The sequence below is a fragment of the Pseudoalteromonas sp. H103 genome (assembly GCF_001469205.1).
Lineage (GTDB): Bacteria > Pseudomonadota > Gammaproteobacteria > Enterobacterales > Alteromonadaceae > Pseudoalteromonas > Pseudoalteromonas carrageenovora.
Genome location: NZ_LOFG01000017.1, coordinates 38,022 through 60,351, shown reverse-complemented (window position 1 = coordinate 60,351; position 22,330 = coordinate 38,022). Strand labels below are relative to the sequence as shown.

The 22,330-nt window shown below is 41.3% G+C and carries 34 protein-coding genes; 12 read left to right on the top strand and 22 right to left on the bottom strand.

The genetic code is table 11. The features are described 5' to 3' along the window. Positions 1 to 8: 8 nt before the first annotated feature. The 20 genes from ATS74_RS14675 to ATS74_RS14590 all read right to left on the bottom strand — a co-directional run bounded on the left by ATS74_RS14675 (position 9) and on the right by ATS74_RS14590 (position 13,410). Positions 9 to 467, bottom strand: coding sequence for a hypothetical protein (locus ATS74_RS14675; RefSeq protein WP_058549622.1), 459 nt, complete (start codon positions 465 to 467; stop codon positions 9 to 11). A 1-nt stretch (position 468) separates the two neighbouring features. Beyond that, positions 469 to 867: a hypothetical protein gene (locus tag ATS74_RS14670; RefSeq protein ID WP_058549621.1), complete on the bottom strand. Its 399-nt coding sequence runs from the start codon at positions 865 to 867 to the stop codon at positions 469 to 471. Continuing rightward, entirely contained in the window at positions 864 to 1,370 is a 507-nt protein-coding gene (locus tag ATS74_RS14665) for an HK97-gp10 family putative phage morphogenesis protein (RefSeq protein WP_058549620.1), read from the bottom strand. Before ATS74_RS14665 ends, ATS74_RS14670 begins: the two co-directional genes overlap by 4 nt. After that, entirely contained in the window at positions 1,363 to 1,692 is a 330-nt protein-coding gene (locus tag ATS74_RS14660; RefSeq protein ID WP_058549619.1) for a phage head closure protein, read from the bottom strand. Before ATS74_RS14660 ends, ATS74_RS14665 begins: the two co-directional genes overlap by 8 nt. Further along, the gene (locus ATS74_RS14655; RefSeq protein ID WP_058549618.1) at positions 1,689 to 2,303 is read right to left on the bottom strand and encodes a head-tail connector protein; all 615 of its coding nucleotides are present in this window, start codon (positions 2,301 to 2,303) and stop codon (positions 1,689 to 1,691) included. Before ATS74_RS14655 ends, ATS74_RS14660 begins: the two co-directional genes overlap by 4 nt. A gap of 5 nt (positions 2,304 to 2,308) precedes the next feature. Then, positions 2,309 to 2,563, bottom strand: a complete 255-nt coding sequence (locus tag ATS74_RS14650) for a hypothetical protein (protein ID WP_058549617.1) — start codon at positions 2,561 to 2,563, stop codon at positions 2,309 to 2,311. Between the two features lie 54 nt (positions 2,564 to 2,617). Beyond that, positions 2,618 to 3,862 (bottom strand): phage major capsid protein, encoded by a 1,245-nt coding sequence (locus ATS74_RS14645; RefSeq protein WP_058549616.1) that lies wholly within the window; start codon positions 3,860 to 3,862, stop codon positions 2,618 to 2,620. A 69-nt stretch (positions 3,863 to 3,931) separates the two neighbouring features. Beyond that, entirely contained in the window at positions 3,932 to 4,675 is a 744-nt protein-coding gene (locus ATS74_RS14640; protein ID WP_058549615.1) for a head maturation protease, ClpP-related, read from the bottom strand. Continuing rightward, positions 4,672 to 5,919 (bottom strand): phage portal protein, encoded by a 1,248-nt coding sequence (locus tag ATS74_RS14635; RefSeq protein ID WP_058549614.1) that lies wholly within the window; start codon positions 5,917 to 5,919, stop codon positions 4,672 to 4,674. Before ATS74_RS14635 ends, ATS74_RS14640 begins: the two co-directional genes overlap by 4 nt. After that, entirely contained in the window at positions 5,919 to 7,634 is a 1,716-nt protein-coding gene (locus tag ATS74_RS14630) for a terminase large subunit (protein WP_058549613.1), read from the bottom strand. The genes ATS74_RS14635 and ATS74_RS14630 overlap by 1 nt, the downstream gene beginning before the upstream one ends. Positions 7,635 to 7,644: 10 nt before the next feature. After that, positions 7,645 to 8,106 (bottom strand): P27 family phage terminase small subunit, encoded by a 462-nt coding sequence (locus ATS74_RS14625; protein ID WP_058549612.1) that lies wholly within the window; start codon positions 8,104 to 8,106, stop codon positions 7,645 to 7,647. A 92-nt stretch (positions 8,107 to 8,198) separates the two neighbouring features. Continuing rightward, positions 8,199 to 8,576: an HNH endonuclease gene (locus ATS74_RS14620; RefSeq protein ID WP_058549611.1), complete on the bottom strand. Its 378-nt coding sequence runs from the start codon at positions 8,574 to 8,576 to the stop codon at positions 8,199 to 8,201. Further along, positions 8,566 to 8,922: an HP1 family phage holin gene (locus ATS74_RS14615; RefSeq protein WP_058549610.1), complete on the bottom strand. Its 357-nt coding sequence runs from the start codon at positions 8,920 to 8,922 to the stop codon at positions 8,566 to 8,568. Before ATS74_RS14615 ends, ATS74_RS14620 begins: the two co-directional genes overlap by 11 nt. Continuing rightward, positions 8,906 to 9,187, bottom strand: coding sequence for an Rz1-like lysis system protein LysC (lysC, locus tag ATS74_RS20240; RefSeq protein WP_442960109.1), 282 nt, complete (start codon positions 9,185 to 9,187; stop codon positions 8,906 to 8,908). The genes ATS74_RS14615 and lysC overlap by 17 nt, the downstream gene beginning before the upstream one ends. Further along, positions 9,081 to 9,509, bottom strand: coding sequence for a hypothetical protein (locus tag ATS74_RS14610; RefSeq protein ID WP_058549609.1), 429 nt, complete (start codon positions 9,507 to 9,509; stop codon positions 9,081 to 9,083). Before ATS74_RS14610 ends, lysC begins: the two co-directional genes overlap by 107 nt. Then, positions 9,502 to 9,975, bottom strand: a complete 474-nt coding sequence (locus ATS74_RS14605; RefSeq protein ID WP_082660636.1) for a lysozyme — start codon at positions 9,973 to 9,975, stop codon at positions 9,502 to 9,504. The genes ATS74_RS14610 and ATS74_RS14605 overlap by 8 nt, the downstream gene beginning before the upstream one ends. Before the next feature lie 177 nt (positions 9,976 to 10,152). After that, positions 10,153 to 10,326 (bottom strand): hypothetical protein, encoded by a 174-nt coding sequence (locus ATS74_RS19960; protein WP_161936777.1) that lies wholly within the window; start codon positions 10,324 to 10,326, stop codon positions 10,153 to 10,155. Between the two features lie 17 nt (positions 10,327 to 10,343). Next, on the bottom strand, positions 10,344 to 10,688 hold the full coding sequence (locus tag ATS74_RS14600) for an antiterminator Q family protein (protein WP_161936776.1): 345 nt from the start codon (positions 10,686 to 10,688) through the stop codon (positions 10,344 to 10,346). A gap of 311 nt (positions 10,689 to 10,999) precedes the next feature. Next, positions 11,000 to 12,367 (bottom strand): virulence-associated E family protein, encoded by a 1,368-nt coding sequence (locus ATS74_RS14595; protein ID WP_058549607.1) that lies wholly within the window; start codon positions 12,365 to 12,367, stop codon positions 11,000 to 11,002. After that, complete coding sequence (locus tag ATS74_RS14590) at positions 12,367 to 13,410, bottom strand: PriCT-2 domain-containing protein (RefSeq protein ID WP_058549606.1); 1,044 nt, start codon at positions 13,408 to 13,410, stop codon at positions 12,367 to 12,369. Before ATS74_RS14590 ends, ATS74_RS14595 begins: the two co-directional genes overlap by 1 nt. Before the next feature lie 88 nt (positions 13,411 to 13,498). On the opposite strand from ATS74_RS14590, the gene ATS74_RS14585 reads away from it, so the two are divergent. After that, complete coding sequence (locus ATS74_RS14585; RefSeq protein WP_058549605.1) at positions 13,499 to 13,939, top strand: hypothetical protein; 441 nt, start codon at positions 13,499 to 13,501, stop codon at positions 13,937 to 13,939. Here ATS74_RS14585 and ATS74_RS14580 read toward each other — a convergent pair. Both ATS74_RS14580 and ATS74_RS14575 read right to left on the bottom strand, forming a co-directional pair. Then, positions 13,899 to 14,138, bottom strand: a complete 240-nt coding sequence (locus ATS74_RS14580) for a hypothetical protein (RefSeq protein WP_058549604.1) — start codon at positions 14,136 to 14,138, stop codon at positions 13,899 to 13,901. The two genes, ATS74_RS14585 and ATS74_RS14580, sit on opposite strands and share 41 nt — an antisense overlap. Before the next feature lie 111 nt (positions 14,139 to 14,249). Next, on the bottom strand, positions 14,250 to 14,471 hold the full coding sequence (locus ATS74_RS14575; protein ID WP_058549603.1) for a transcriptional regulator: 222 nt from the start codon (positions 14,469 to 14,471) through the stop codon (positions 14,250 to 14,252). A 127-nt stretch (positions 14,472 to 14,598) separates the two neighbouring features. Between ATS74_RS14575 and ATS74_RS14570 the strand changes: the two genes are divergently transcribed. The 11 genes from ATS74_RS14570 to ATS74_RS14530 all read left to right on the top strand — a co-directional run bounded on the left by ATS74_RS14570 (position 14,599) and on the right by ATS74_RS14530 (position 21,872). Beyond that, positions 14,599 to 15,225 (top strand): LexA family protein, encoded by a 627-nt coding sequence (locus ATS74_RS14570; RefSeq protein WP_082660635.1) that lies wholly within the window; start codon positions 14,599 to 14,601, stop codon positions 15,223 to 15,225. Between the two features lie 11 nt (positions 15,226 to 15,236). After that, positions 15,237 to 16,469 (top strand): hypothetical protein, encoded by a 1,233-nt coding sequence (locus ATS74_RS14565; protein WP_058549601.1) that lies wholly within the window; start codon positions 15,237 to 15,239, stop codon positions 16,467 to 16,469. Between the two features lie 404 nt (positions 16,470 to 16,873). Beyond that, the gene (locus tag ATS74_RS14560) at positions 16,874 to 17,278 is read left to right on the top strand and encodes a helix-turn-helix transcriptional regulator (protein ID WP_058549600.1); all 405 of its coding nucleotides are present in this window, start codon (positions 16,874 to 16,876) and stop codon (positions 17,276 to 17,278) included. Between the two features lie 19 nt (positions 17,279 to 17,297). Beyond that, entirely contained in the window at positions 17,298 to 17,462 is a 165-nt protein-coding gene (locus ATS74_RS19955) for a hypothetical protein (RefSeq protein WP_016899782.1), read from the top strand. Between the two features lie 112 nt (positions 17,463 to 17,574). Next, on the top strand, positions 17,575 to 17,838 hold the full coding sequence (locus ATS74_RS14555) for a hypothetical protein (protein WP_058549599.1): 264 nt from the start codon (positions 17,575 to 17,577) through the stop codon (positions 17,836 to 17,838). Positions 17,839 to 17,999: 161 nt separating this feature from the next. After that, entirely contained in the window at positions 18,000 to 18,758 is a 759-nt protein-coding gene (locus tag ATS74_RS14550; protein WP_058549598.1) for a hypothetical protein, read from the top strand. Continuing rightward, on the top strand, positions 18,758 to 18,928 hold the full coding sequence (locus tag ATS74_RS19950) for a hypothetical protein (protein ID WP_161936775.1): 171 nt from the start codon (positions 18,758 to 18,760) through the stop codon (positions 18,926 to 18,928). The genes ATS74_RS14550 and ATS74_RS19950 overlap by 1 nt, the downstream gene beginning before the upstream one ends. 2 nt (positions 18,929 to 18,930) lie before the next feature. Continuing rightward, the gene (locus tag ATS74_RS14545; RefSeq protein ID WP_058549597.1) at positions 18,931 to 19,512 is read left to right on the top strand and encodes a 3'-5' exonuclease; all 582 of its coding nucleotides are present in this window, start codon (positions 18,931 to 18,933) and stop codon (positions 19,510 to 19,512) included. 98 nt (positions 19,513 to 19,610) lie between these two features. Further along, complete coding sequence (locus tag ATS74_RS14540; RefSeq protein WP_058549596.1) at positions 19,611 to 19,832, top strand: hypothetical protein; 222 nt, start codon at positions 19,611 to 19,613, stop codon at positions 19,830 to 19,832. Position 19,833: 1 nt separating this feature from the next. Beyond that, positions 19,834 to 21,012, top strand: a complete 1,179-nt coding sequence (locus tag ATS74_RS20130; RefSeq protein ID WP_058549595.1) for a tyrosine-type recombinase/integrase — start codon at positions 19,834 to 19,836, stop codon at positions 21,010 to 21,012. A gap of 62 nt (positions 21,013 to 21,074) precedes the next feature. After that, complete coding sequence (locus ATS74_RS14530; protein ID WP_082660623.1) at positions 21,075 to 21,872, top strand: HNH endonuclease; 798 nt, start codon at positions 21,075 to 21,077, stop codon at positions 21,870 to 21,872. The last annotated feature ends 458 nt before the right edge of the window (positions 21,873 to 22,330 follow it).

The window sequence follows — 22,330 nt, the reverse complement described above, 5'->3', positions numbered from 1 at the left end:
TTAACCCCCTAAGCTGCAGGTAGCGTTGAGAAGTCAACTTCTTGAAGTTTACCAATGCAAGCAAACATTTGTTTACCTGAATCTTTACCCGATTCACCACTAAAGTAGTCATGTGGTAAAAACTCAACATCTTGTACTTCACCACTGGCGCGGGTTACTTTAATGCTAATAGGTGTGCCGGCCTTTACCATATCGCAGAACGCTTTTTGGTCTACATTGGCTGGTTTATGGCGAAAACTAAGCTCCCAATCTTGGTCCTCAGGTAGGCATTTCTCACTGTATGAACGTCTATCGGCTGCAATGTCGGTATCGTCTTCATACACTTTGCCTGAGTTAATTTGTGGGATGATGTCGAGTCCTGGCAAAATAGTGTCGACTTCACCTACACCCGCAGTACAAAATTGCAGTGTAGACTTATGTGAATCAACCGTATCTGCGGCTGGTGTAGTTACTGGAGTGACTGGCATTTTAAACCTCGTTATTTATGGTGTGGTATTTAAAAATATATTCGTATGACTCGCGGTATAAATGCGAGCCGGTTTCAAAGTCAGGTATACGGCCTTGTTTAAGTGCAAGCTGCACGTTTACTTCATCATCAACAAAGCCTTGTTTGTTAAAAATGTTATCAAGCTCTTTGGCTATGGCTTTGGCCGTAGCGGGTAGCTTGCTGTAACAATCAAACTGAATGAGTGCTTCGCTTTGATTGTCTTCCATATGAATTTCGATGGGTGTGTCATCAGTGATCACACTAAGCAAAACATAGCTATCATCTGAGTTATGGTTCACAGTAAAATGCAGTTTATCGCCAATTAAGGCTGTAAGCGCTGATGATGCCAGTGCTTTTGTGCGTATGCTGTTTTCTATCATTTTTGTTTGTTCTTTTTAGCAATGCGGCGCTCAGCAAGCTTAATACGTTTGGCTAAATTTCTGTTTATGACGACAACAGCTTGATTAGTACGCTTTTTGAATGCTTGGCGAATAAATGGGTCTGCCTGTTGGTTGTTAGTACCGTATTCAACTTGCACAATGTAAGGCACTTTAAACACACCTACTCGAACTAGCGATACAACCCCTTTACCAAAGCGGCGGGTTTCACGCCCTTGCCGGTTGGTGCTGGCTTTTACTTGAATACGCGATTTTAAAAAGCCAGGGCGAATCTCTACTTTTTGGCCGCGCTTGGTTTTTACCTTACGAACTATGTCTGACTCGGGTGCGTTGCGCTGCATACCTTGCTGATATTTAATGGCGCCTTGTTTTATCGCGCTGGTCATCATGCCGGTGGCTTTTTTTGCCCCCACTTCTTTGGCTATATCGAGCAGTGCTTTTTCCATTTCTTTAAGGCCAGAAATATCAATACCTGTATCAAGCATGTGTTATCTCCTTAACCGCGATAATAGTTAATACGTTTGCAAAGTCTTGATTAACGGGTGTACCAATGATTTCAAACACTCGTTGCTTATAAACAATTTGCTGTGTTGGGGTTATTTTATTGCTGTAACGGCACGAGATTGTGTGAGTTATTTCGCCCATTAATTGGCCGCTTTGCTCAAACTCTTTTGCTGCACCTGTTTGTATGTTTACCCATTTATAAAACTCATGTTGATGGCTGTTAGTGTTATAACCATCATTTGATTTTGTGCCTTTACCAAAGCTGGCTTTGCAGTTGTAGTTAGCCGCTGGGAGTGACTTCATAGCAGTTCAACCGCCAGTTCATCAGCAATGGCTTTAAATGCATTTGGCATGTCGTAAAGTTTGACGGGCGCAGTGTCTTCGCGGTTACGAAACCAATCACCAATAAGTACTAATATGGCTTGTTTTGCTAGGTCGTATTTGTCCTGGTCTATAAGTGTTTCATTATCAATGATGGTACCCTCATTTGTGAGGGTACCATGTCCAAATACGCATTCAATTTGCACTGCATCAGACACTTTAAAGCCTACAGCTGGCCATTGCCCACCTAGTTTAGGAGTAATTGTGGCCGTTAATCCATGTTCAATTACACGGTATTCACTTGGGTCAATAGTAACGAGCTGCCCCAAGTTATTAATATATTTAATTGATGTGATGCTCCGAAGCGGCGCGTAAGGCAGGTGTATTTCTTTGCAGAACTTGGGTAGTGCAAACTGCCATGTTTGCTCTACTAATAACCGGCCACTACGTTGTTCAAAACGTTTGCGCGCTCTAGGTACCAAACTTTGCAAATAATCATGATGATCATCATCAGCATGGGTATGTGCTGCCAGTTCTTCTACAGTGAATGGCTCAATACTTGGCGCCTGTATTAACTTTCGGAGCATTTTCATTGTTGTTACTCTTTGCCGTCAGTGTTTTCGTCGGTTTCACTTTCTGCGTCTTCATCAGTCGCATTAAGGTCAACAACTTTTACATCTAGCTCTTTGCTGCAGTAGTCAACCGCTGCTTTGTCACTTGATAATTCGCCTACTTTAATAAGTGGCTCAAGTAACTCAGCATCGCCTTTTACAAGTGCGTTTGGCTCAAAAGATTGATCTGCAATTACACATGTAACCAGTACACGAGCAGTAATTAGCTTTTTAGCTGCCATGGTCAAATTCCTTAAATAAAAAAAACCCCTTTACAGGGGCAATTGGAGCATCAATTAAGCGGCTGCATTTTGGTAGTACTTAACAGCACCACCTACATCGATGCAGCGGCCACCAGTGCGCATAAACGCTAAGAAACCAACTTGGCCCTTACGGCTATATGCGCTATCTGTGAATCGGAAGAACAACATTTGCGATACATCACGCACAATGTATTTAGAGAAATCACCAAATAAAACCGACTTAGCGTTAGCCGCCATAGTTGGAATGTGCTGGTTAGTTGCATACGGTTTACCTAAAATGGTATTAGGCTCTGAGGCTTCCATACCTGGTAACCAAAGTGGGCGGTTTTGTAGGTCTTTAAGTTTTTTAACGACTTTGATTGTAGCGTCGTTCATCATGTAACCGCATTGCATGCTGCGGCGATACGCAGGGTCTACGCTGTGTTGTAAATCAACCAAGTCATCAAATGTAACGGTTGCAATTTGGCCTGAAGCCCCTACTTTACCCGCTGTGGTATCGGCTAAAATACCGTGTGGCATTGAAGTACCTGTACCATTAATAAACGCATCTTCCGAGGTGCGGCCAATGCGCATACCAATTTGACTATTAATGTAACCTTCAAGGTCAAACTGAGTGTCTTGCAATAATTGGAACGGTACCGCAATCACTTTAGAGCTGATCATGTGCGTATCAATGTTACGAACACCAAATGAAGTATCTTCATCATCTGCTGTGCCATTTTCTGCTAACCATTCGCCTTGCTCAGCCGTTGCGTTAGCTGTAGGCCATGGAATTGTAGAGCCGGTTGCAGTTGGCACTACTGTTGCCAGCTCTCGCATGCCGCCATACGCTTTAAGCGCTTGTGAAATGCCTGGTGCAATTTCATCAGCCGTTAAATAGCCACCTTCTGAACCTTGCCCTGTACTCATTGTATTTTTAGGGCTGTCGATACGTGCTTGTACTGCTGCTCGTTCGTTTTCATTCAGTGCCGACATACCACCGCGTAACCAAGATGCATAAGCAGCTTTTTCTTGATGAAGTTGATGCTCAGCTTCATCAGTAGAAATACCGTTATTATCGGCACGGTCTTGAATGGTTTGCTTTGACTTAGCTTGTAAGTCGAGCACTTTTTGTTGGCGGTCTAAGTCGCCATCAATTGCATCTATTTTATTAACTAGGTCATCGTACTGCTTTTGCTTGTCTTCGCCCCAAGCCTGGTCTTTTGGGTGATCCGTTACTAATTGGTTTAGGGTTACAGCTAAACCTTTTCGCTGCTCACGCTTTTGTTGGATAGACATAATTATATTTCCTCAATTTTAAGTACAAAAAAAGCACCCGTAGGTGCTTTAGTAGTGGTGCCAGCGGAGCTAGCCAGTAGTTAGCAGCATGTTGGCAAATCGCTCTAGCCGTTCACGCTGCACAAATTTATCTTGTGGTTGTTGGGGTTTAGGTGCATTTTGATATGACGTTAAATCCCACGCTTTATTGGTGGATTTATCGTTTGTACCATCTTGCATAATGCTATCTACAAAGCCATGATCTAATGCCTCTTGCGCAGTAAACCATGTTTCGTTCATCATCCAGGTGCGCACTTGTTCTTCGCCTGCTTCAGTGCGTTTTTCGTAGTCGTTTACAATGGTGTTGTCGACTTTATCAAGCATATCGGCGGTGTCGCGTATCTCTTGTGCATTACCAAGGGCAAGTGTCCAGGCGTAGTGAATCATATAAAAGCCCGAATCAGCTATTTCAATAGTGTCACCTGCTAATGCAATACGTGTTGCTGCACTGGCTGCTATACCATCAATATGAACATGGATTTTTGCAGAGTGCGCTTTTAAGCTTGAGTAAATAGCGGTTGCTTCAAATACGTCACCACCTGGGCTGTTAATATAAACATCGATGTCGGTTGCATCAGTAATGCTAAGCAAGTCGCGCTTTATCATTTCTGCTGATACGCCCCACCATGGATCAATTACATCGTAAATCAAAAATGCTGGGCGGCTTTCGCCTGCGTTGGCCAGTGGTGATTGTTGCTTTACTTGATAACCAACTTGGTCACGGTTTTGGCAGTTATTTTTAACTAACTGCATTAATTTGCGGCTGTTATTCATGATTCGTTTTCCATTGGTTGATTATTTGCAATTGGGTCGTATGGCAAAGCGTATTTACCACCCAGCTCGGGTAGGTTTTCGAGCTTACGAACTTCGTCTATGCTCATCCAGCCGGGACCTTGTGAGCCACCGATAGATTGGCGGTATGCTTCGTTTCTGTCTTTAAGCGTTAGGCGCATTAAATTTGCAGCTATGAACTCGGCGAACATGGATTTGTTTAAAAACAGTTTGCGATTTATCTCTTGTTCAAAGCGGTTTAAGTGTGGCCCAAGTGTAAAACGTAAGAACGATAAGCCAATTTCACCAATACCTGAGCCCCACGATGTTGATTTTTGCTCTTGGTTTACCATAAAGCTCGGTAAACCAAATGCGCGGGCTATGTCGGTGATTTGAAATTCGCGTGATTCAAGCAGCTGTGAGTCTTTAGCTGATACGCTAAGTTGTTTTACATCTGTGCTGTTATCAAGCACGAGTGGAAATTTTGAGTTTTCAATACCACCGTATGCTTTAACCCATGCATTTCTGAATGATTCTTTTTGTGTTTCGTCCCACTTGCCTTGCTTAACAACGGCCACACGCTGAGTTGAACCCGATTTAAAGAACTCGCCGCTGTGTTGCTCCATGGCAAGCTCAAGGCCAATGCTGTTGAAAGCGCCCCACTGAATTACCGACATAGATTTAAGGCCGTTAAAACCGAAGCCCGGAAAGTGTAATATGTCGTCTTGGTCAAACCCTCGCGGGGTATCACCAAGCGTAAAAAAGTAATTTAGCCGACCGTTGTTATTAACAACGTTCATACCTACTGGACTGATTGGTAAAATCTCTTCGATATCACCATTTCGATCACGTAATAACACCGCATAACCATCACCATGTAATAACATACTTGAAACTATGAACTCCCAAAACGCTGCAGCGCTCCATACTGGTGTAGGTTGTAAGTTAAAAAGGTTAGCTAAGTTATGGTTAGCAATGCGATTTTTATCGCCATTATCACCACGCTCATAGATATGTACAGGCATCTGTGCAATTGCACCGGCAATTAGACGCACACATGCAAACACGATTGACACTTTCATTGATGTTTTAGGCGTTACAGCTGGGCCTGCCAATGATGGCATGACGCCAAACAGGTCAGATAAACTATTTATATCCTGCACTGTAATATCTTTTTGATCAGCAGAGTTGTTAACTGCTGGCGCGGTTTTACTGCTGAAACGACTTAAAAACGGGATATTAAACATTAGAATTCCAAAAATTCTTGATTAGAACCATCATCTTCTTCTGGCTGCCATGAGCCAATGAAGGCCAGCAACTTAGCGACGGCGGTATCTATTTTGTTGTCTTTATGTTCTTTTACTGGGCGAATGTATTTACCGTCCATGGTTTCTTTGGCTATTACGTTGCCTAGGCACCAAGTAAGAACTGGATCACCGTTATGGTGTATGCGGCCTTGCCTGAGTAAGTTTTCAAACTCACGCATTGCCGGTGAAAAATTGGTGTAATTTTGTGATACCTTAATTGGCTCTATGCCTGTGCTGTTTTGTACGCGCTGTGCTATAGGTGCTGCACCTGCTGGGTCGTAAAATAAGCCAGTTACTTGGTAGTTTTCGTTATCAGTTTCGATAGCGCGCTCTACTTCGTCGTAATCTATGCTGGTACCTTCGCATTCAATTAAGTGGCCTTGGTCTACCCAGTCACGATAAATGTCTATTTCGTTTGCTTTAGCCTCTGTTACATAGGTTTTCGCAAAGAAGTAGTAATGTAATTTGCCGTTTATCTCGCGTGTAAAACACGTTACATCGGCTGTTAAGTCGTCCGACTCTGAAAGGTCGACGCCTTTTGTGCATTCTTCGCCAGTAAATTGCTCCATTGTAAGCTCGGTATCAGCAGCTGATAACCAATCTTCAAGGTTAAGCCAGGACTCGCGAGCACCTACCCATAAATTAAGGTGCTTAGTTTTAAATGCGTTTTGCTTACGCGCTGACTGCCTTGCTTTTGTAAGCTGGTTTAAAAGAAACTCAACCTCTACAGATACACCAAAATTAGGATTAGCCTTGCGTAGTGCTTCTTCGCTTTGCCAGTCGTCATCTTTATCTATGGTGTAAATCATTGCGAAAACAGTTTCGTCGGTGCGGGTTCCTTCAAGAATCTCTTGGCACTCTTTTTGGAATTGCCCACATGGCCCAAACCAATTAGAACCCGCTGTTGATATGATCCATTCAAGTGGCTGCTCTCGGGCACCCATGCCGGTGATCATCGTATCGCGTTGGTCGTCATCATCATGTTCGTGGTACTCATCACATAAATAACAACTTGGCGAACCACCATCACCAGGATTACCAATTAAGCGTTCAAACTTGCCGCCGTCCGTTGTTTTTTCTATCTGCTGAGCAAACAATTCAATATTAAAACGGCGCCTAAATATAGGCTGTTTTAACGCCATCTTTTTAGCTGGATTAAACACTTCGTTTGCTTGTTTTTGTGTAGTCGCACCGCAGTAAACTTCAGCGCCTGGTTCATCATCATTCGCTAGCATGTATAAACCAATGGGAGCAACCCAAGTAGATTTGCCGTTTTTACGTGGTACTAACGTGAATGCTGTACGAAAACGCCGGCGATGAGTTTCTATATGTTTCCAGCCGTAAACTTGTGCTGTTATCCACTTTTGCCAGCCGCTCAAATTAAGCAAGCCTTCATGCCCTTTTGCTCTGGCCCATTTGCCTTTTACATGGCTAAAGGTTTCTAAAAACCAAATAACTTTAAGGGCTGCTTCAGGGTCAAAGTAATATGGAAAGTCCTTACTGCCTGCCCTTGCTAGGTCGTGGCTTTCACGTTCTACAGCGGCCATCTCATATTTGTTAGATGGCCGCTTACCGCTTAAAACATCAGATGCATACTTTTCGATATCAGCTAAGTGATCACGTTGAAACGTTGGGTAATTACTACGGTTTTGCATTTAGATGAACTCAGTACACATCATCAAATAGACCAGGCTGCAAATTATTAAACCGCTGATCTGTCGCAGGACTACCACCAATCTGATTTATCAAGCTATTCAGTTTGCGCCAATCATCATTGTACTGGCTAACCTCTGGCCGCGTTTTATGTTGAATGCCATTGCGGCCTTCAGTTGTATACTTCCAATTATTTTCATCTAAGTATGTAAGGGCCGCTTCCATGCGCGCAATTACAATGCAGTACTCTTTAAAAAACCGAATATAGTGAGGCTTAAAGCGATTAATCTTTACATACTCAGGTATATCACTATTCCATATCTGCTGTTCTGGCTTTGACATTCCACGCGGACGCGATTGGGTCGCGATCTTTTTCGCGTCCTTATCACTAATTTCCTTGTTTTCAGTAGAGTTAGGGAACGGAACTACCTTGTTAGCTCTATCCTCTGCTACTGATGGATATCTACCTGCCATAATTACCAAATAATCTCTTCAAATGGGTTTTTCAATTTCAATTCTGCCCCGCATAAAAATCTAATTGAGGGGGCGGTGTACGTGGGATAGCGCTAAACTTTGCCTACCCCCGGGTTAAGACTTTGACGTGACTCAAGTGCTGTTTTTTCTTTATCACATGCTTGGCATATGGTCTGAAGGTTATCTATCTTATCGTCACCACCTTGACTCAGCGGCACAATGTGATCACATATACCATGGTAAGCGCCATGCAACTCAACAGAGGTGAGAACACCTTTAGCTTTGCATATCTGACACAAGAAGTTATCACGATGAAATATAAACTCTCTTGTTCGCTGCCACACACGGCCACCTCTACCTGATTGTTTGTCCCCGTTACGCTTACGGCCAAACGGTAAACGTTTAGGGCATGGTTCACCTCTGTGCACAGCTTTGCACTTAGTGCACCAAGTACCAGGCTTAGTTGCCACTGCGCTGTTCCAGAATCTTATTGATACGCTCTTTTCTATAGTTAGCATCAATCTCAAGAAGTTCATCAAAACGCTTCTGCTGATGCTTGGAGTCTTCCAAAAGCAACTCTTTCATGCGAGCCCTATGGAACTCCTTATCATCTTCATATTTCTTTGCTTCACGCTCGTTACGTTTGTACTGAAACCAGTAATTAGCTAAGAACGTAAGAGCTGCAAATACAATCCCTAGTAATATTGCCCACTCATTCAAGCTAAACACTCCTCCTGCAGCAGTGGCTAAGCTAGCACTATACGTTGTAGCACTTACAACTTTCTGCGTAGCTATATCACTAATCTCTATTCGCATTGTTCCAACTTCTTGCTCTTAATAATTGTTCATTGCACGTATCAATAACAGACTCTAAATAAGCCGTGTACTGGCTATGTGATGCATTATCACCAACAACATGAGAACTAACACTACATGGCTTGATAAACTCATTAGGCATCAACACAAACTCATATTTAGTTTGTACTATTGTCTTTACTGCAGGCTCCAACCCTTGCGTACTTGAACATGCTGATAACAGTGCTAGGCACACAATCGTTAGCCCAGGTCTTAGTTGTTTCATTAGTTGAAAGCCTTAACGCATCAAGCTGCGCTGTAGAAGATTGGAGTTTAGTTTTAATTGAAGTAAGTTGTTGCTGGTGATCAGCTCTCAGCTTAGCCAGTAAATCACGCTCTTTAAGTAGCTGCTTATTTCGCTTATCAGCATCAGCCAAGCTATTAGTTAAATGCTCTGCATGGTTTTTATAACTTTGAACTGATGCTTTAATCTGTTTATTATTATCAAGTGCTTGTGTTAAGTCAGACTCAACAGCCATATACTTAACAACAGTAATGCCCAGCATCGTTGCTAAGCCTGCAAAAACAATCTTATTTAAACTAAGCATCAGTTAACTCACTCAAACATAGCTGTCGTTCCAACTCTCGGCGCTTAACCAAGCCTGGTAACTTACGGCCATCAGCATAAACCCAGCGTTGTAATTCATTACATGCCTTAACACGCTCACCGTTATTTAAGTATTTAAGCAGCGTACTACTACGGAAGTTCCCAGCGCCCACGTTATAGTGAAACGACATATATGCCGCATGCTCACTGGTAGTAAGCGAAATATTCACCGCTCTCAATAACTGCTCATTATGATCACCTAAGTCCATAGCAAACAGGTTTAAACATTCTTTTTCAGTGTAAGTCTTACCAAGCTCAGCTGTTTGAGTATGGCCAAAGCAAGCAGTAACCACACCAACAGGGTCCACATAGCCTGTTCTTACTTCACCCTCAAATTCAGCAACCATTACACCCGTTAAGGCAAGAACGCCCGTAACACCAGCGGCTAATAGTTTATTAATCTTCATTTAAGGCCTCAAACGTAAAAAACCCGCTAAGGCAAAACCTAAGCGGGTTACAACAACAGGATGTAAGGATAAATCAGCAGACACAAAAAAGCCCAAGGTGTTAACCTCGGGCTTTATGATGCAGCTTTGCTAAGCTTACCTGAGTTAGTATAGTTATTGGGCGCCCGATTGCAACTTTTATTTCATACCATTCATAATATCGTTTAATTTCTTTAGTTTAAAAACTTGCTCTTTGATTTTAGCCTTAACTAAGTCATTTTTTAAATTAAGACTAACCACTCCATCTATATCAATATTTACAGTTTCTAGCTGTGCCTTAGAAAAACTATTATTTTTGAATGATGAAAACATAAAACCTCCAAAATAAATTAAGCTGCTTGTTTAATTATTACGCCCTTAGCCAGCAAATGGCCCTCAAGCCAAGCTGCGCCACTAAGCAAAAGTTTCTTAGCCTTAGTTTCGCCAATGTCTAAATTATTAGCGATCACCTTAGTGCTCAATTTAGAACGGTAACTCATCATAACCACCACTTTCGTTTTTGGAGCATACAACCCCAGCATTGCCACAGCTTGGTCAATCAACAAACCCATATCATCATCAATTAACGCCACTACACCATCATTCGATGCAGAGCTCAGCGTAAGCCCCAAACCAGCCTGAGACCACACACCCCATTCATTAAGCAAATCATCAATAGTCGTAACTAACTGCATCATCATTCCCCATTAAAGCCAAATAACAAATTAAACTATACTGGTCACCCTTATTTTTACCGTGACCACCTACCGTGACCGCTGAAACCCTTGTATTTACTCTATTGGTCATACTGGTCATACTGGTCATAGTGTTTTTACATACACAAGAACAAACATATAAATAGAAAGTACAAAATACGCGTGTCCGCTCGCACCCGCGCGCGTATGTGTGCGCGAAAACACCGTGACCACCATGACCACCATGACCACACCAACAACCACGCACCTTACAGCGGTCACCGCAACTGGTCATGGTCATACTAAAAAATTTACTTAGCATTCCAAAACCCCTCAGGCGGCACATAAAACGCAGGGCGTTTACCATCAACACGCTTTTTCTTCTTAATAAAACCAAGCCTATGCATAATCTGGCCAACACGCTTTTGCTCAGGCGGACGCATAGCATGAGGATCCATACCAAGCACCTCAGTCATAATATCGGCCAACGAATAATCACCACGCATATTCTTAAGCAGCCAATCGTAAATAAGCCCCTCCCACACATCAGAATCAAACCTATCTTCCTGCTGTTCTTCAAACAAATGCTTATATTCATCAGTAGGCCACCACGGCATACCACCATTAAACAAATGAAGCGCCTCAGCCCATAGCTGATCCCTATCACGGGCAATTGCATCCTGGCATATCTTTGTACACATCACAGGCCAGTAACGCCGGTTACCCGTAGAGTCTTTTAAATACCTATCTTGGTTAGTGGTACCCACAAACACACACTGCCTCGGGAACTCCTGCACCATACGGCCATAACTCGGGCGGTACCTATCAACCTTAGAACCAAAAAACTGTTTAGCCTTCGTGTTTTCCGCCTTATTAAACGAATCAAGCTCAGCCAGCTCTATACCCCACATCCCCTGCATTTGCTGAAACGTATCTTTTTCACCAAGGGCCATAGGCGTATCAGTAAACCAATCACCAAACAAATTATTACACATGGTCGACTTACCTAAGCCCTGATTACCTTCAAGTATTAAAACCGAATCCACCTTAACTGGCGGACACATAACACGTGCAACAGCCGAAACCAAAAAGAACGTCCCAACCATTGCGGCATATTCAGTATCTTCTGCGCCCAAGTAATTATGCAACCACACAGCAACGCGAGGCGTACCATCCCACTTAACGGTATTTAAATAATCCTTAACAGGATGAAAAGCATGCTCTTCTGAATGAACCAAAATAGCACCCAGCACATCATTGGCCCTAGGTGTAAAACCATAGGTTTCAGAAAGGTAAATACGTAAGCGCTCAGTGTCAGTATCAGTCCACTCACCTACTTTACCCTTTAAGAAAGGCGGCTTATTACGTTTAATAATGCGGTAACTAAAATCGCAATAACCCAACACACCATCAAAAGCAGGGTCATTCTCAAGCACCAACTTTGTATTACTAATACTAGCTTGAGGCATGCCCGAATTCGTTCTTTGGAAACAGTCTTGCCACTGCTTATCCCCCAGAGAACGCTGTCGCGCGTCAGCGTTTTGCGGCGGCGGGTTATTTTCTTTATTACCATCATTAGCACTAGGCTTATCGACCACACTCAGTAACTGTGCTTTAACCGCATCAAGGCCAGCATTAACGTGTAAATCATTCCAATCGTTTAAACTACTTTTAGCCATTATGCCGCCTTATCCACAACAGCAGCAAAGTCAGGTATTGCTACCAAACCACCCACCGCAGCTGCAGCATCATTAGCCATACTTACACCCGGGTTCCCCTTCGTATTGGCATCGTCATCAGCACAAAATATAAAGGTTTTATCAGCAAGCTTGTGTTTAAGCTCAGTGGCCACCGCCATCAAATTGCCCGCATCAAGCGCCACTGCACATGGCCACTTAGTTGCCATATGAATGCTCGCCCCAGTGGCATAACCCTCACAAACCGCTAAAATATTACAGCTGCTCGCCTTACCAATAAAATGAAACAACCCAGCCTTACGGCCATGCTTTAAAAACAACTTAGTTCCCTGCTCATTAATAACCTGAATATTCCAAAGCACCTTTTCAATATCAATTAACGGCATCACTAAATCACCACGCTTAAAATGTAAAAAACTAAAATCGCGGGTTTCCTTATCAGGCAAATCAGCAAAAAATTGTTTAATTTCTTTACCACCTGTCACAGCCTCAGCCGTAAAATTAGGCCTAAATATAACTATCACAGCACTTTTAAAGCTGCTTAAACCAAAACTGGCCACCTTCTTGGCAGCCAAATATTTATTAGAGTTAACAGGTTTAGTAAATTGTTCGACAAGTATTTTGGAAAAATCGGCAATCACCCCATGCCAACGCTGGCGCGCGGCTTCATCTTCTGCTTCTTGCGCTTCGCGCTTTTTAGCACGTTGTGCAAATTCTTTATTTAGCCTGGCTTGTTCTTCTGGGGATATCGGTTCACGCTTAACAGTAAACCCATTATCTATAGCCATTTTAAAAACAGTTTTAATAGTAGTACCGCCACCAACCTTAATGCTACGCCAGGTACTTTTAATATCGCTCGGTTTATATTGCTCGCTACCTGCGCTCCAACTATCAAACGCATCAAAGCCTGTATCACCAAACTCATTTTTAATACCCATGCACACCTTAACCCACTCATCACGTGAGCAATTAGGGTCAAGGTACTGCAATGCATCCTGTAAATCCTGCAAAGTCGTTTGCTGCATTGTTATTATTCCTGTGTTGTATTAAAGCGCTTCCTTAAATTAGTATGTTCAGTAACCAAACCAACAAACCAAAATAAGGAAGCAAAAAATGTCTTTAGAACTCGACGCACAAAACCAATTTGTTTTAGTTAGTTCACTTGTTCTCCACCACACAGCTAAAAACTTTCCATTTGAAGTATCTTTAAGCAAAGATAAAATCCTAGCTTTTTTTGATGAACACGGAATAAACCACCTTATCAAAGATATGGATAAATCATTTAATCCAACTTTAAATTGGCTAAATGACGAGGGGTATATCCGCCGTTCAACTGGTTATAAAGACTCATACACAATTACAGAGAAAGGATTAACCGTTACACAATTTAAAGTAAAACAAGTACCAAGTTGGTTTGAACAATATATTGCTACTAAGGAAGGTAACGAATACTTCTTCAAATATAACGTTCGCCAATATGATATAGCCAAGCTAAAGTGCATCGGCCCAGCCCTTAATCTTTTACCGGAGAATTGGCTTCAGGCTGATGAATAACAGCAAACTGACTTTCTAGCTTCACTCTCTCTTCACTAAAATGCTTCAGACTATCTGTCATTGATTTAATACTGTCTTGGAGCTTTTTTTTTCTCAGCCTAAACATATCAAAATCATCTTTAGTTAAACCAAATTGAATGGTTTCCCCACATACCTCAAATGTTGCTAAACCAATACATTCGCTTTTTTTGTTATCCATAAATCACCTGTATAAAAAAACATATATTCCGCAGGTTTACCCCACATTGTGTTATTGCACTAAAATTAACCACACAACAACACAGGAGTAACCCACATGAAAACTACCAACCTAAGCAGCTTGCTTGCTTTCCTCAGGCGGATAAATATCAGGCCGCAGCTCATGCCTAGACACGCCCGTGACTTTTTCAATAATAATTACTTTATCAGGCGCAACTTTGCCGGTTCTTAGCCAGTTAGATACGTTTTGTTGAGAAGTTTGAATTGCATCGGCAAGTTTTACTTGGCCACCTAAAGTAGCAATTGCTTTTTGTAATGCTGGTTGAGTAGTCATTTTGATACCTACTTTGTGATTGACCCCTCACATCATACAACTTAAATTGTAATTTACAACAACTTAAGTTGTTTTCTATGTTACAAATTTTCTTGTAAAATGAAAAAAACCATATAAATTAATAATTATGAATACATTAGCTAAGCGTTTAAGTTATGTTTTAGAGATGAAAGACATAACTCAGGAAAAAGTCGCTAGCGCTATAGGTGCTAGTCAGCAGTCCATTCATGCCATATGTTCAGGTAAGACCTTAAAGCCGAGAAACCTTGTCGCCATAGCAAGGTTCCTAAATGTATCACCAGATTGGTTAGAATCTGGCAGTGGTAGTATGGGTGTAAATGAAAATAACACTATAGAAATGAAAAAATTTAGTCCTAACGTCCCCTTGATCAGCTGGGTGCAAGCAGGTCATTGGGCTGACATTCATTTGAACGATGTAGAAACGTTTTACCCCTGCCCTGAAAAGCACAGCCAATCAACCTATTCACTTGAAGTAAAAGGCGAGTCAATGTCGCCCGACTTTATCAATGGCGAAATAATCTTTGTTGATCCAGAGGTCGAAGCGCGTAACGGTTCGTGCGTTGTTATTAGGCAAAATGGCAATACAGAAGCTACATTTAAACAACTTATTATTGATGGCTCGCAAAAATACTTAAAAGCACTCAACCCAAACTGGCCTAACCCAATAATAGAAATGCTCCCTGATGCCACCATTTGTGGTGTAGTTATTGGCAGTTATAGAAAAAGGAATTAACAGGTAATCTCATGATAAAAAATATTATTTTGTGTATATTTGGGTGCATCATAACTGCGTTCACATTTTTTTATTCAACAATTGCACTTGGCGTTATCGTATCTATTTTGGTCGTGACTCTATTTTTAAGTTTATGGGGACAAGACGCAATAGTTACAAAAGTAAAACAGTACCCTATTTCAGCCATTATTTCTGTTATTGCACTCTATACTACTGTAATTGTCTTAATTGCGATCTCTCATGAGGACTTCTATAACGATAGCAAAACATTGACTCTCCCTGATGGGTTCATTGCCTCTTTCTATGCATCTGCATTTCAGGATCTAATTTTTTATTTACTAATTACATTAACGACAGCATTTGTAATTAAGTACATAAAAGTTAAGGATCCTCTTGACTATAATTTCATAGAAAAAATCCTCCATATGTTCCCTTTAATTAAAGATGACGAGATTCAAAAGGATTACATAACCCACAAAATGAATATACTTTCTTGTGAAATTATTCAAACGGAGAAAACTATCGTCTACCAAGAATGTGACGAAGAATTCTTAAAAATACTAACAAATACAAACTCTATATATAGAAATATTCACCATAATTATAACGTTACTGAAAAAATAGGTTCTTTAGGCGTTGCCCCAGATGCTTCTGTGATTGAGAAATTTAAGGGTAGCCATTGGGGTGAGTTACATCATGTTACATTTGTGGGTAACGATCCCTCTAAAACAAGTGAGATTCCTTATAAGAAATTTACCGGCAAGTCCTATTCTGATGAATACTATATAAACCTAAAAGCAGGTAAGCAAGGTAGGCTAACAACGAACTATTGGTTTTGGATGGATATGAAAAACGAAGGAAGAACAACTCCTAGTTTTTTCACAAAAGAGTACATAATCTTCTTAAAAAATGAAACACAATGCACTCTTGAGTTTGTTGTAAAATCCAACACTAATGATGATGTAACCTTTAGTTTAAAGCCTGGGGAAGACTGGAAATCAAAACCTTTCAAAGATTTAGTTCCAGATAAGGATGAAATAAGTATTAAAATAACTAATACTGATGAATTAAAAAAAGCACATAAGTGTGCTAGTGCTAAAACAGATACTGATAAAAATGATCCCGCAGGAACAGAAACTATTGTCGAAAATCCTCCTGTTCCAGATAATGTAACTGTCGAGGTAGACACTACGATTAAAATTAATGACGATAGTAAGGGTGGAACTAACCCAAAAACCAAATGATATTTAGTTAAGGAAGGCTTAAGGTTTTATCATTAATATAGTACATGACAATAGAAAAAATATGTTATAATCTACTCATGAAGATTCATTCACCACAACACAAGGGGGTCGTTATGGCTCACGTAGTTAAAGAACATGTTGTTAAAGAACATGTTGTTAAAGAATAATCATAATAAAAAATCTATTACTTTAGTAATTTAAAGAACTGGACTACAAGTCCAGTTTTTTTATAGCTATAAAAAATTTCTCTTTTAAACCGCCTTTTTCGGCGGTTTTTTTATGCCTATCAAAAAGTATTCACGAACAAAATTACAATTTAAATTACAATTTAAATTGTAATTTAATGTTGACTCAAACAATTTAAGTTGTATTCTAAATAACAACTTAAATTGTAAGACCGTACTATGAACACACAACGCACAGAAACCGGATACCAACTTGACGACATGCACGTTAACGCCAAGCCCTATTCACGCTTACCAACTCAACAGGCGCGTACCTTGCTATTGGTCGCTAAAGGCCTACCGCAAAAATGTATAGCTGACGAGTTAGGCGTAAAACTGTGCACGGTTCGCCAAGCATGTAACGAGCTCAGCTTTAAATTTAATACCCATTCTATGCGCCAAACGGTACATCAAGCAATCAAGCAAGGCGTATTGCGTTACACCGTATGCATACTGCTTTGCCTAATTAGCGCAGCAAATAACGACCTAGAGCGCAGCTTTAGAACTATTCGGGTAGCCCGAACAGTTCGCACCACCCGTTTACGCCGCATGCGTGAACTACAAAACGACTTACTAGCAGCCTAACGGCACAAGGAGAATAGCGATGACCAAAGTATTTTTATTCCCAACAGCCAGAAATAACGCCGCCACGGCCCCGTTACTTCACACGCTAAAGCAAGCACAAAAGGCAAGCCCCTTTGAACTGGTAATTCCAAATATTAAAGCGGCCAACAACCCATACCCTGAGCCACCGCCACACGCGGCCTAACTCAGGGCAATAGTTTCACAACCTGCTGGCGCGCACTTGCCCAACTAGCCCAGCCGAGTGGTTGCCGTAAGCAACCAACCAACAACACAACAGGAAAAAAGGACGAACAATCATGCTAAACGTATTCACAGCATTGGTAATAAACCAACTAAAACAACGTATTCACTTTATGAACCAGCATATGCAGGGTGAGGAACTTCGCCTTTACGAATCGGGTACCAAGTTCTGTGTAATAGTTCTGGTCAACACTCATAAAGAAAAACTAATAGGGTCAATTGCACTTAATGCCAGCGCCAAACGCGACCTATGCGTTACCAAAGCCTTTTTAAGCCTAATAGAAAACACCCGCACATTAAAAACAGCAATGGCCGCATGAAATCATTCAAGAAAAACCTAATTGCAATACTCTTTATAACAGTATTCATTGCATTACTAATTATTGAACAAAACCTAGACCAATGGGTTTAACCAGTAATTTCTGACAGCTCACTCAACGAGTGGGCTGAATTGAAGTTACTACAACACCAGGATATGAACATGACCAACCAACCTTTATCAGTAGTCGATGCAATCAACACCTTAGTAACGGCTTATAACCAAGAAGTAGCCGAGTTTGACCAAATGGTTACCGAAGCAGACCAGCTGCAAGAGCAAAACGACAAGCTAACCTCCTTGGTAAAAGACTACGAACAAGGCGCGGCGGTATTGCTTAAAAACCTTGAGAACGCCCAAATAAAGCTGGCGCAAGCGAACCGTGAACGCGACCAGGCATTAACCAAAAATCAAGATGCAAACATTACCCTTGCTGCATTTAAAGAAATAGCCGGCACACCTAAAAAGCTGCGCGAAAAAGTTAAAAGCTACAAAGAGCGCCTAGAAAGCCAACGCCTAGCCGCAGAGCAGCAAAAGCGTAAATACCAAGACGAATGCAAGAAAAATACGCAGTTAAAAGAGCAAATACTTGAACTTGAAAACCGCCTAGATGTAGCTGCAATAAACCAAATTTACAGAAACGACAACGACATAATTCAAACCTACCCCTACCACCTAGGTGGCATGGTTGAAGGGCACGACGAACAACAAACGCCCCTGCTCTACTTAAATCAGAGCGGCCGTGGCGGTTTAATACTGCTTAACAAAGACGACGAAGCCGAACTAGTAGAAGCACCCAAAGGTGGTTTACGCCCTAAAAAAGAAACACTTGAGCACTGCGGTAGATGGCTTCGCCGAGCAAAAGCAAATGGCTGGCAAACCGACGTAAAAGACATAAAAGCATTAGCAAACAGCAGCGACTAATGAATAGCTTTGAGCAAGCAACGCTCGAAACCTTAGTCAGCTTTAAAGCAAAAAAGCCAGAAGAGATCAGCCGCTTACTAACTAACAAAAAGCTTCAACAAGAAGCCTACCAACTAGTTAAAAAGTGGAACGACAAACGTAAACAACTGGGCTTAGTCCCTTGGGAATAACAATGAACACAGAACTAAACGACGTAATGCTCGACCTTGAAACCATAGGCCAGCACTCAAACGCGGTTATCGTCTCTATTGGCGCCGTATTTTTCAACCCGCTTACAGGCAACATTGGAGCAGAATTTTACCAAGTCATCGACCTAGAAGACGCCATGAACTACGGCACAGTAGACGGTGCAACCCTAAAATGGTGGATGAAAAAAAGCGACGAAGCCCGCGCTATTTTTAACAGTAAAGACACCATGCTATTAAAAGACGCCCTGCTCGAATTTAACGACTGGCTATACCAAATCGAAGGTTACAAAAACCGCATTGTATGGGGCAACGGCGCCACGTTCGACAACACCATTTTAACCAATGCCTACACCGCCACAAAAATGACCAAAACATGGCATTTTAGTAACGACCGCGACGTTCGCACCGTTGTAGATATTTGTCGCAGAGTACTAGGCATCGACCCTAAAAAATCAAACGAATTTAAAGGCAACCCACATAACGCGCTAGACGATGCCAAGCACCAAGCTAAATACGTAAGCGATATTTACAAACAATTAAAGTTAACCACCAATGCACAGATATAAACGCAATTGCATAGCCCAACAACGGGTTCGCATACGCCAATTTTATAAACGTAAACACACAATGAAAAAAACACAGCCAAACGAGAGCAAGGTGACTTATGAAAAAGCCTAAATTAATGAAAGCCCGCTGCTGGGCCAAAAACCACTTTCACAGCGACTCACTACCAAGTTATCAATCGCTCCGCGACTGGGTAGCAACAGGTTATGTACTAGGTGAATTGGTAGGCCCAGGCCAACAAGTGTATATTTACGAAGACCAACAACCAGGAACGCATGCAAAAGCAAAAGAAATTGCATTGCAACTAGCAGCGAACAGCTAACATGGCACCAAGAAAACGACTTAACAAAAACCGAGACCTGCCGCCGTTTTTATACTTTGATAAAAACGCCGGCTATCAACTCAAACTGGTAAACGGCAAGCGCAAAATAATTAGCCAAAACCGTACCGAAGCAATCATAATTGCAAACGAGTACAACCGCATAAAACGAGGCGGCTCATTACTAGACGACCTTATAAACGACACCGCGTCAAAAACCAGTTTTAGCAGCTTGGTTGATAAAATAATTGAACGCATGACCGCCGATAAAAAGCCCGGCACCAGTGTAGTATCTACGTGGTTAAACGACGCCGAACGCGTTAAGTCATACTTCACTATGCCAGGCGAAGAAATAACCCTAAGCGACGTAACCGACTACATTAACCACTTTCATCAAAGCGCCAGTAACAACGTATACAACCGCAAATTAAGCTTTCTTGAACTGGTATTCGACTACGCCAAAGATACAGGCCACATGCTAACCAACCCAGCTGCGCTTAAAATTAAAAAACCAAAAGAAGCCAAAAAGCGCAAAGCCCTAGACGTAAACGCATTTGAAAAAATACGGGCCGCCGCTCCACTTTGGCTAAAAACAGCCATGGACTTAACCATGCAAACCACCCACGCAGTACTCGAAATCTCGCGCATAGAATACAAACTAAAAAAAGCAGAGCCAGGCCGCTGTGGTTGCATTTGGTATAAAGAACCACTCACAGACCAACACGGCAAAATTTACGGCGAACTGGCCATACACCGCCAAAAAACCTATAAAAGTGAAGCGTCGCACGTGATCATACCCATAAACGACACAATAAAAGCCATTATCGACAACAGCCGCGATAACACCGTATCACCCTACGTCGTGCATAAGCTCCCTAAAAAGAACTCAAACCCAACCAGTGCATTGGTAAACCACATCACGCAAATAGTAAGCAAAAATATCAGCCGCGAATTTTCAAACGTACGCGACCAACTAGGCCTATATAGCAACTTAAAACCAGAAGAACGCCCAACCTACCACGAAATACGCGGCCTATCAGCACGCCTAATAAAAGCCCAAGGCTGGGACCCACAAACCCGCATGGGTCACTCAGACAGTAAATCAACCAAAGTCTACACCGAATTCGGCAAGCAAGTAGAATGGGTGCAAGTGCCTAACTTGACGGTGAGTTTGAATATTTAAATTTGAATAGATGTCTTTAGACTGCTAATTTAAATATAAAATAATTAAGTAATGATACTTTTATGTCAGTTAATAGATACATTCCTGCAGATATTAAAAGAAGAGTCAGGAAAGAATGTGGATTTGGTTGTGCTATTTGTGGAATGCCTTTCTTTGAATATGACCATATTGAAGAATATTCTATAGTCAAAGAGCATACTGTTGAAAACTTGATTTTATTGTGTCCAAATCATCATAGGGCTAAGCCATACAAATTATCTAAAGACAGAATAATCGAAGCTAGAGCTAAACCTTTTAACTTGAATAATAACCTAACCTCACCTTTTCAGTTAGAGAAAACTCGTAAATTAAAAACTTTATTCGGAAGTAATATGGTTGAAGGCTCATACCCAGATGAAAACAATGAGCACCATGCGCTTTGGATTAATGGTGAAAGTTTCTTCACTATTCATTCGGAGAATAGCTGGTTATGTGTATCTTTTAAACTAACTGATATAGAAGGTAATATATTATTACTTGTAGAAAAAGGTGAGGTCAAAGTCTCAACGCAATCATGGGATTATGAGTGGGTAGGTTCAAATATAAAAATAAGAGCTGGGAAAGGCTTACTTTTATTAGATTTAAATTTATCAGATAATCGAGTAGAAATTTTAAAGGGTTGCTTTCTTGACTCGGGTTTTGATGGCTTTGTTATTAATGATGGAGCTTTATTTACAATCATAGAAGGTAGAGAACGAGGAATTTCTATTCAAGGTAAAGCTATAGCAAATGGTTTTGGTGGATGGGGCTTATTAAATAAATCTAAACATCCTGATATTGTAAAACCTAATGGTTTCGGTTTTTTCCGCGGGCAAGGTTAAGGATAGCTTCCTCATTTTAACTTTAAACAACCCCAAATTAATTACTGAATTAGAAAAAGATGGAATTCCTGCTATTAATAAAAAGCAACGAATCAGTTTACGCCTATGTTATGTAGCTAAATAAACCCCAAGTTTCACCTGCAAGTGATCCGCGCATTTGACGCCCAGCAGCAACTGGCCATAACCAAAGCACCCAACCCACTGGACTACCAGCGCATATTACTGTGGGTGCGTTAAAAAGTACCATACTAAATAGAGCCAAAACCCCTATTAACTTATCAACCAAAGCCGCTAATAATAATTAAAGTATCATACTGATTAAAATTTCATTCCAGCATTCACTAAAAACAAAATAATAAAGTCTCATACTAGATCTGAAATGTTTACCACTTCAACAAGACAAAAGTGGTAAAAAGCCAAATAAACTGCCACTTTCACGAAACAAAATAGAGTAAAAT

Coding starts and splice junctions, on each gene's coding strand:
- ATS74_RS14545 (WP_058549597.1), top strand. CDS start 18,931: ATGAACACAGAACTAAACGACGTAATGCTCGACCTTGAAACCATAGGC.
- ATS74_RS14655 (WP_058549618.1), bottom strand. CDS start 2,303: ATGAAAATGCTCCGAAAGTTAATACAGGCGCCAAGTATTGAGCCATTC.
- ATS74_RS14615 (WP_058549610.1), bottom strand. CDS start 8,922: ATGCGAATAGAGATTAGTGATATAGCTACGCAGAAAGTTGTAAGTGCT.
- ATS74_RS14675 (WP_058549622.1), bottom strand. CDS start 467: ATGCCAGTCACTCCAGTAACTACACCAGCCGCAGATACGGTTGATTCA.
- ATS74_RS14595 (WP_058549607.1), bottom strand. CDS start 12,367: ATGGCTAAAAGTAGTTTAAACGATTGGAATGATTTACACGTTAATGCT.
- ATS74_RS14610 (WP_058549609.1), bottom strand. CDS start 9,509: ATGCTTAGTTTAAATAAGATTGTTTTTGCAGGCTTAGCAACGATGCTG.
- lysC (WP_442960109.1), bottom strand. CDS start 9,187: ATGAAACAACTAAGACCTGGGCTAACGATTGTGTGCCTAGCACTGTTA.
- ATS74_RS14630 (WP_058549613.1), bottom strand. CDS start 7,634: ATGCAAAACCGTAGTAATTACCCAACGTTTCAACGTGATCACTTAGCT.
- ATS74_RS14625 (WP_058549612.1), bottom strand. CDS start 8,106: ATGGCAGGTAGATATCCATCAGTAGCAGAGGATAGAGCTAACAAGGTA.
- ATS74_RS14665 (WP_058549620.1), bottom strand. CDS start 1,370: ATGCTTGATACAGGTATTGATATTTCTGGCCTTAAAGAAATGGAAAAA.
- ATS74_RS14575 (WP_058549603.1), bottom strand. CDS start 14,471: ATGACTACTCAACCAGCATTACAAAAAGCAATTGCTACTTTAGGTGGC.
- ATS74_RS19955 (WP_016899782.1), top strand. CDS start 17,298: ATGACCAAAGTATTTTTATTCCCAACAGCCAGAAATAACGCCGCCACG.
- ATS74_RS14555 (WP_058549599.1), top strand. CDS start 17,575: ATGCTAAACGTATTCACAGCATTGGTAATAAACCAACTAAAACAACGT.
- ATS74_RS14540 (WP_058549596.1), top strand. CDS start 19,611: ATGAAAAAGCCTAAATTAATGAAAGCCCGCTGCTGGGCCAAAAACCAC.
- ATS74_RS14640 (WP_058549615.1), bottom strand. CDS start 4,675: ATGAATAACAGCCGCAAATTAATGCAGTTAGTTAAAAATAACTGCCAA.
- ATS74_RS19960 (WP_161936777.1), bottom strand. CDS start 10,326: ATGTTTTCATCATTCAAAAATAATAGTTTTTCTAAGGCACAGCTAGAA.
- ATS74_RS14650 (WP_058549617.1), bottom strand. CDS start 2,563: ATGGCAGCTAAAAAGCTAATTACTGCTCGTGTACTGGTTACATGTGTA.
- ATS74_RS14645 (WP_058549616.1), bottom strand. CDS start 3,862: ATGTCTATCCAACAAAAGCGTGAGCAGCGAAAAGGTTTAGCTGTAACC.
- ATS74_RS14635 (WP_058549614.1), bottom strand. CDS start 5,919: ATGTTTAATATCCCGTTTTTAAGTCGTTTCAGCAGTAAAACCGCGCCA.
- ATS74_RS14600 (WP_161936776.1), bottom strand. CDS start 10,688: ATGCAGTTAGTTACGACTATTGATGATTTGCTTAATGAATGGGGTGTG.
- ATS74_RS14580 (WP_058549604.1), bottom strand. CDS start 14,138: ATGGATAACAAAAAAAGCGAATGTATTGGTTTAGCAACATTTGAGGTA.
- ATS74_RS14560 (WP_058549600.1), top strand. CDS start 16,874: ATGAACACACAACGCACAGAAACCGGATACCAACTTGACGACATGCAC.
- ATS74_RS14585 (WP_058549605.1), top strand. CDS start 13,499: ATGTCTTTAGAACTCGACGCACAAAACCAATTTGTTTTAGTTAGTTCA.
- ATS74_RS14590 (WP_058549606.1), bottom strand. CDS start 13,410: ATGCAGCAAACGACTTTGCAGGATTTACAGGATGCATTGCAGTACCTT.
- ATS74_RS14570 (WP_082660635.1), top strand. CDS start 14,599: ATGAATACATTAGCTAAGCGTTTAAGTTATGTTTTAGAGATGAAAGAC.
- ATS74_RS14565 (WP_058549601.1), top strand. CDS start 15,237: ATGATAAAAAATATTATTTTGTGTATATTTGGGTGCATCATAACTGCG.
- ATS74_RS14550 (WP_058549598.1), top strand. CDS start 18,000: ATGACCAACCAACCTTTATCAGTAGTCGATGCAATCAACACCTTAGTA.
- ATS74_RS14670 (WP_058549621.1), bottom strand. CDS start 867: ATGATAGAAAACAGCATACGCACAAAAGCACTGGCATCATCAGCGCTT.
- ATS74_RS20130 (WP_058549595.1), top strand. CDS start 19,834: ATGGCACCAAGAAAACGACTTAACAAAAACCGAGACCTGCCGCCGTTT.
- ATS74_RS14660 (WP_058549619.1), bottom strand. CDS start 1,692: ATGAAGTCACTCCCAGCGGCTAACTACAACTGCAAAGCCAGCTTTGGT.
- ATS74_RS14605 (WP_082660636.1), bottom strand. CDS start 9,975: ATGAAGATTAATAAACTATTAGCCGCTGGTGTTACGGGCGTTCTTGCC.
- ATS74_RS14530 (WP_082660623.1), top strand. CDS start 21,075: ATGTCAGTTAATAGATACATTCCTGCAGATATTAAAAGAAGAGTCAGG.
- ATS74_RS19950 (WP_161936775.1), top strand. CDS start 18,758: ATGAATAGCTTTGAGCAAGCAACGCTCGAAACCTTAGTCAGCTTTAAA.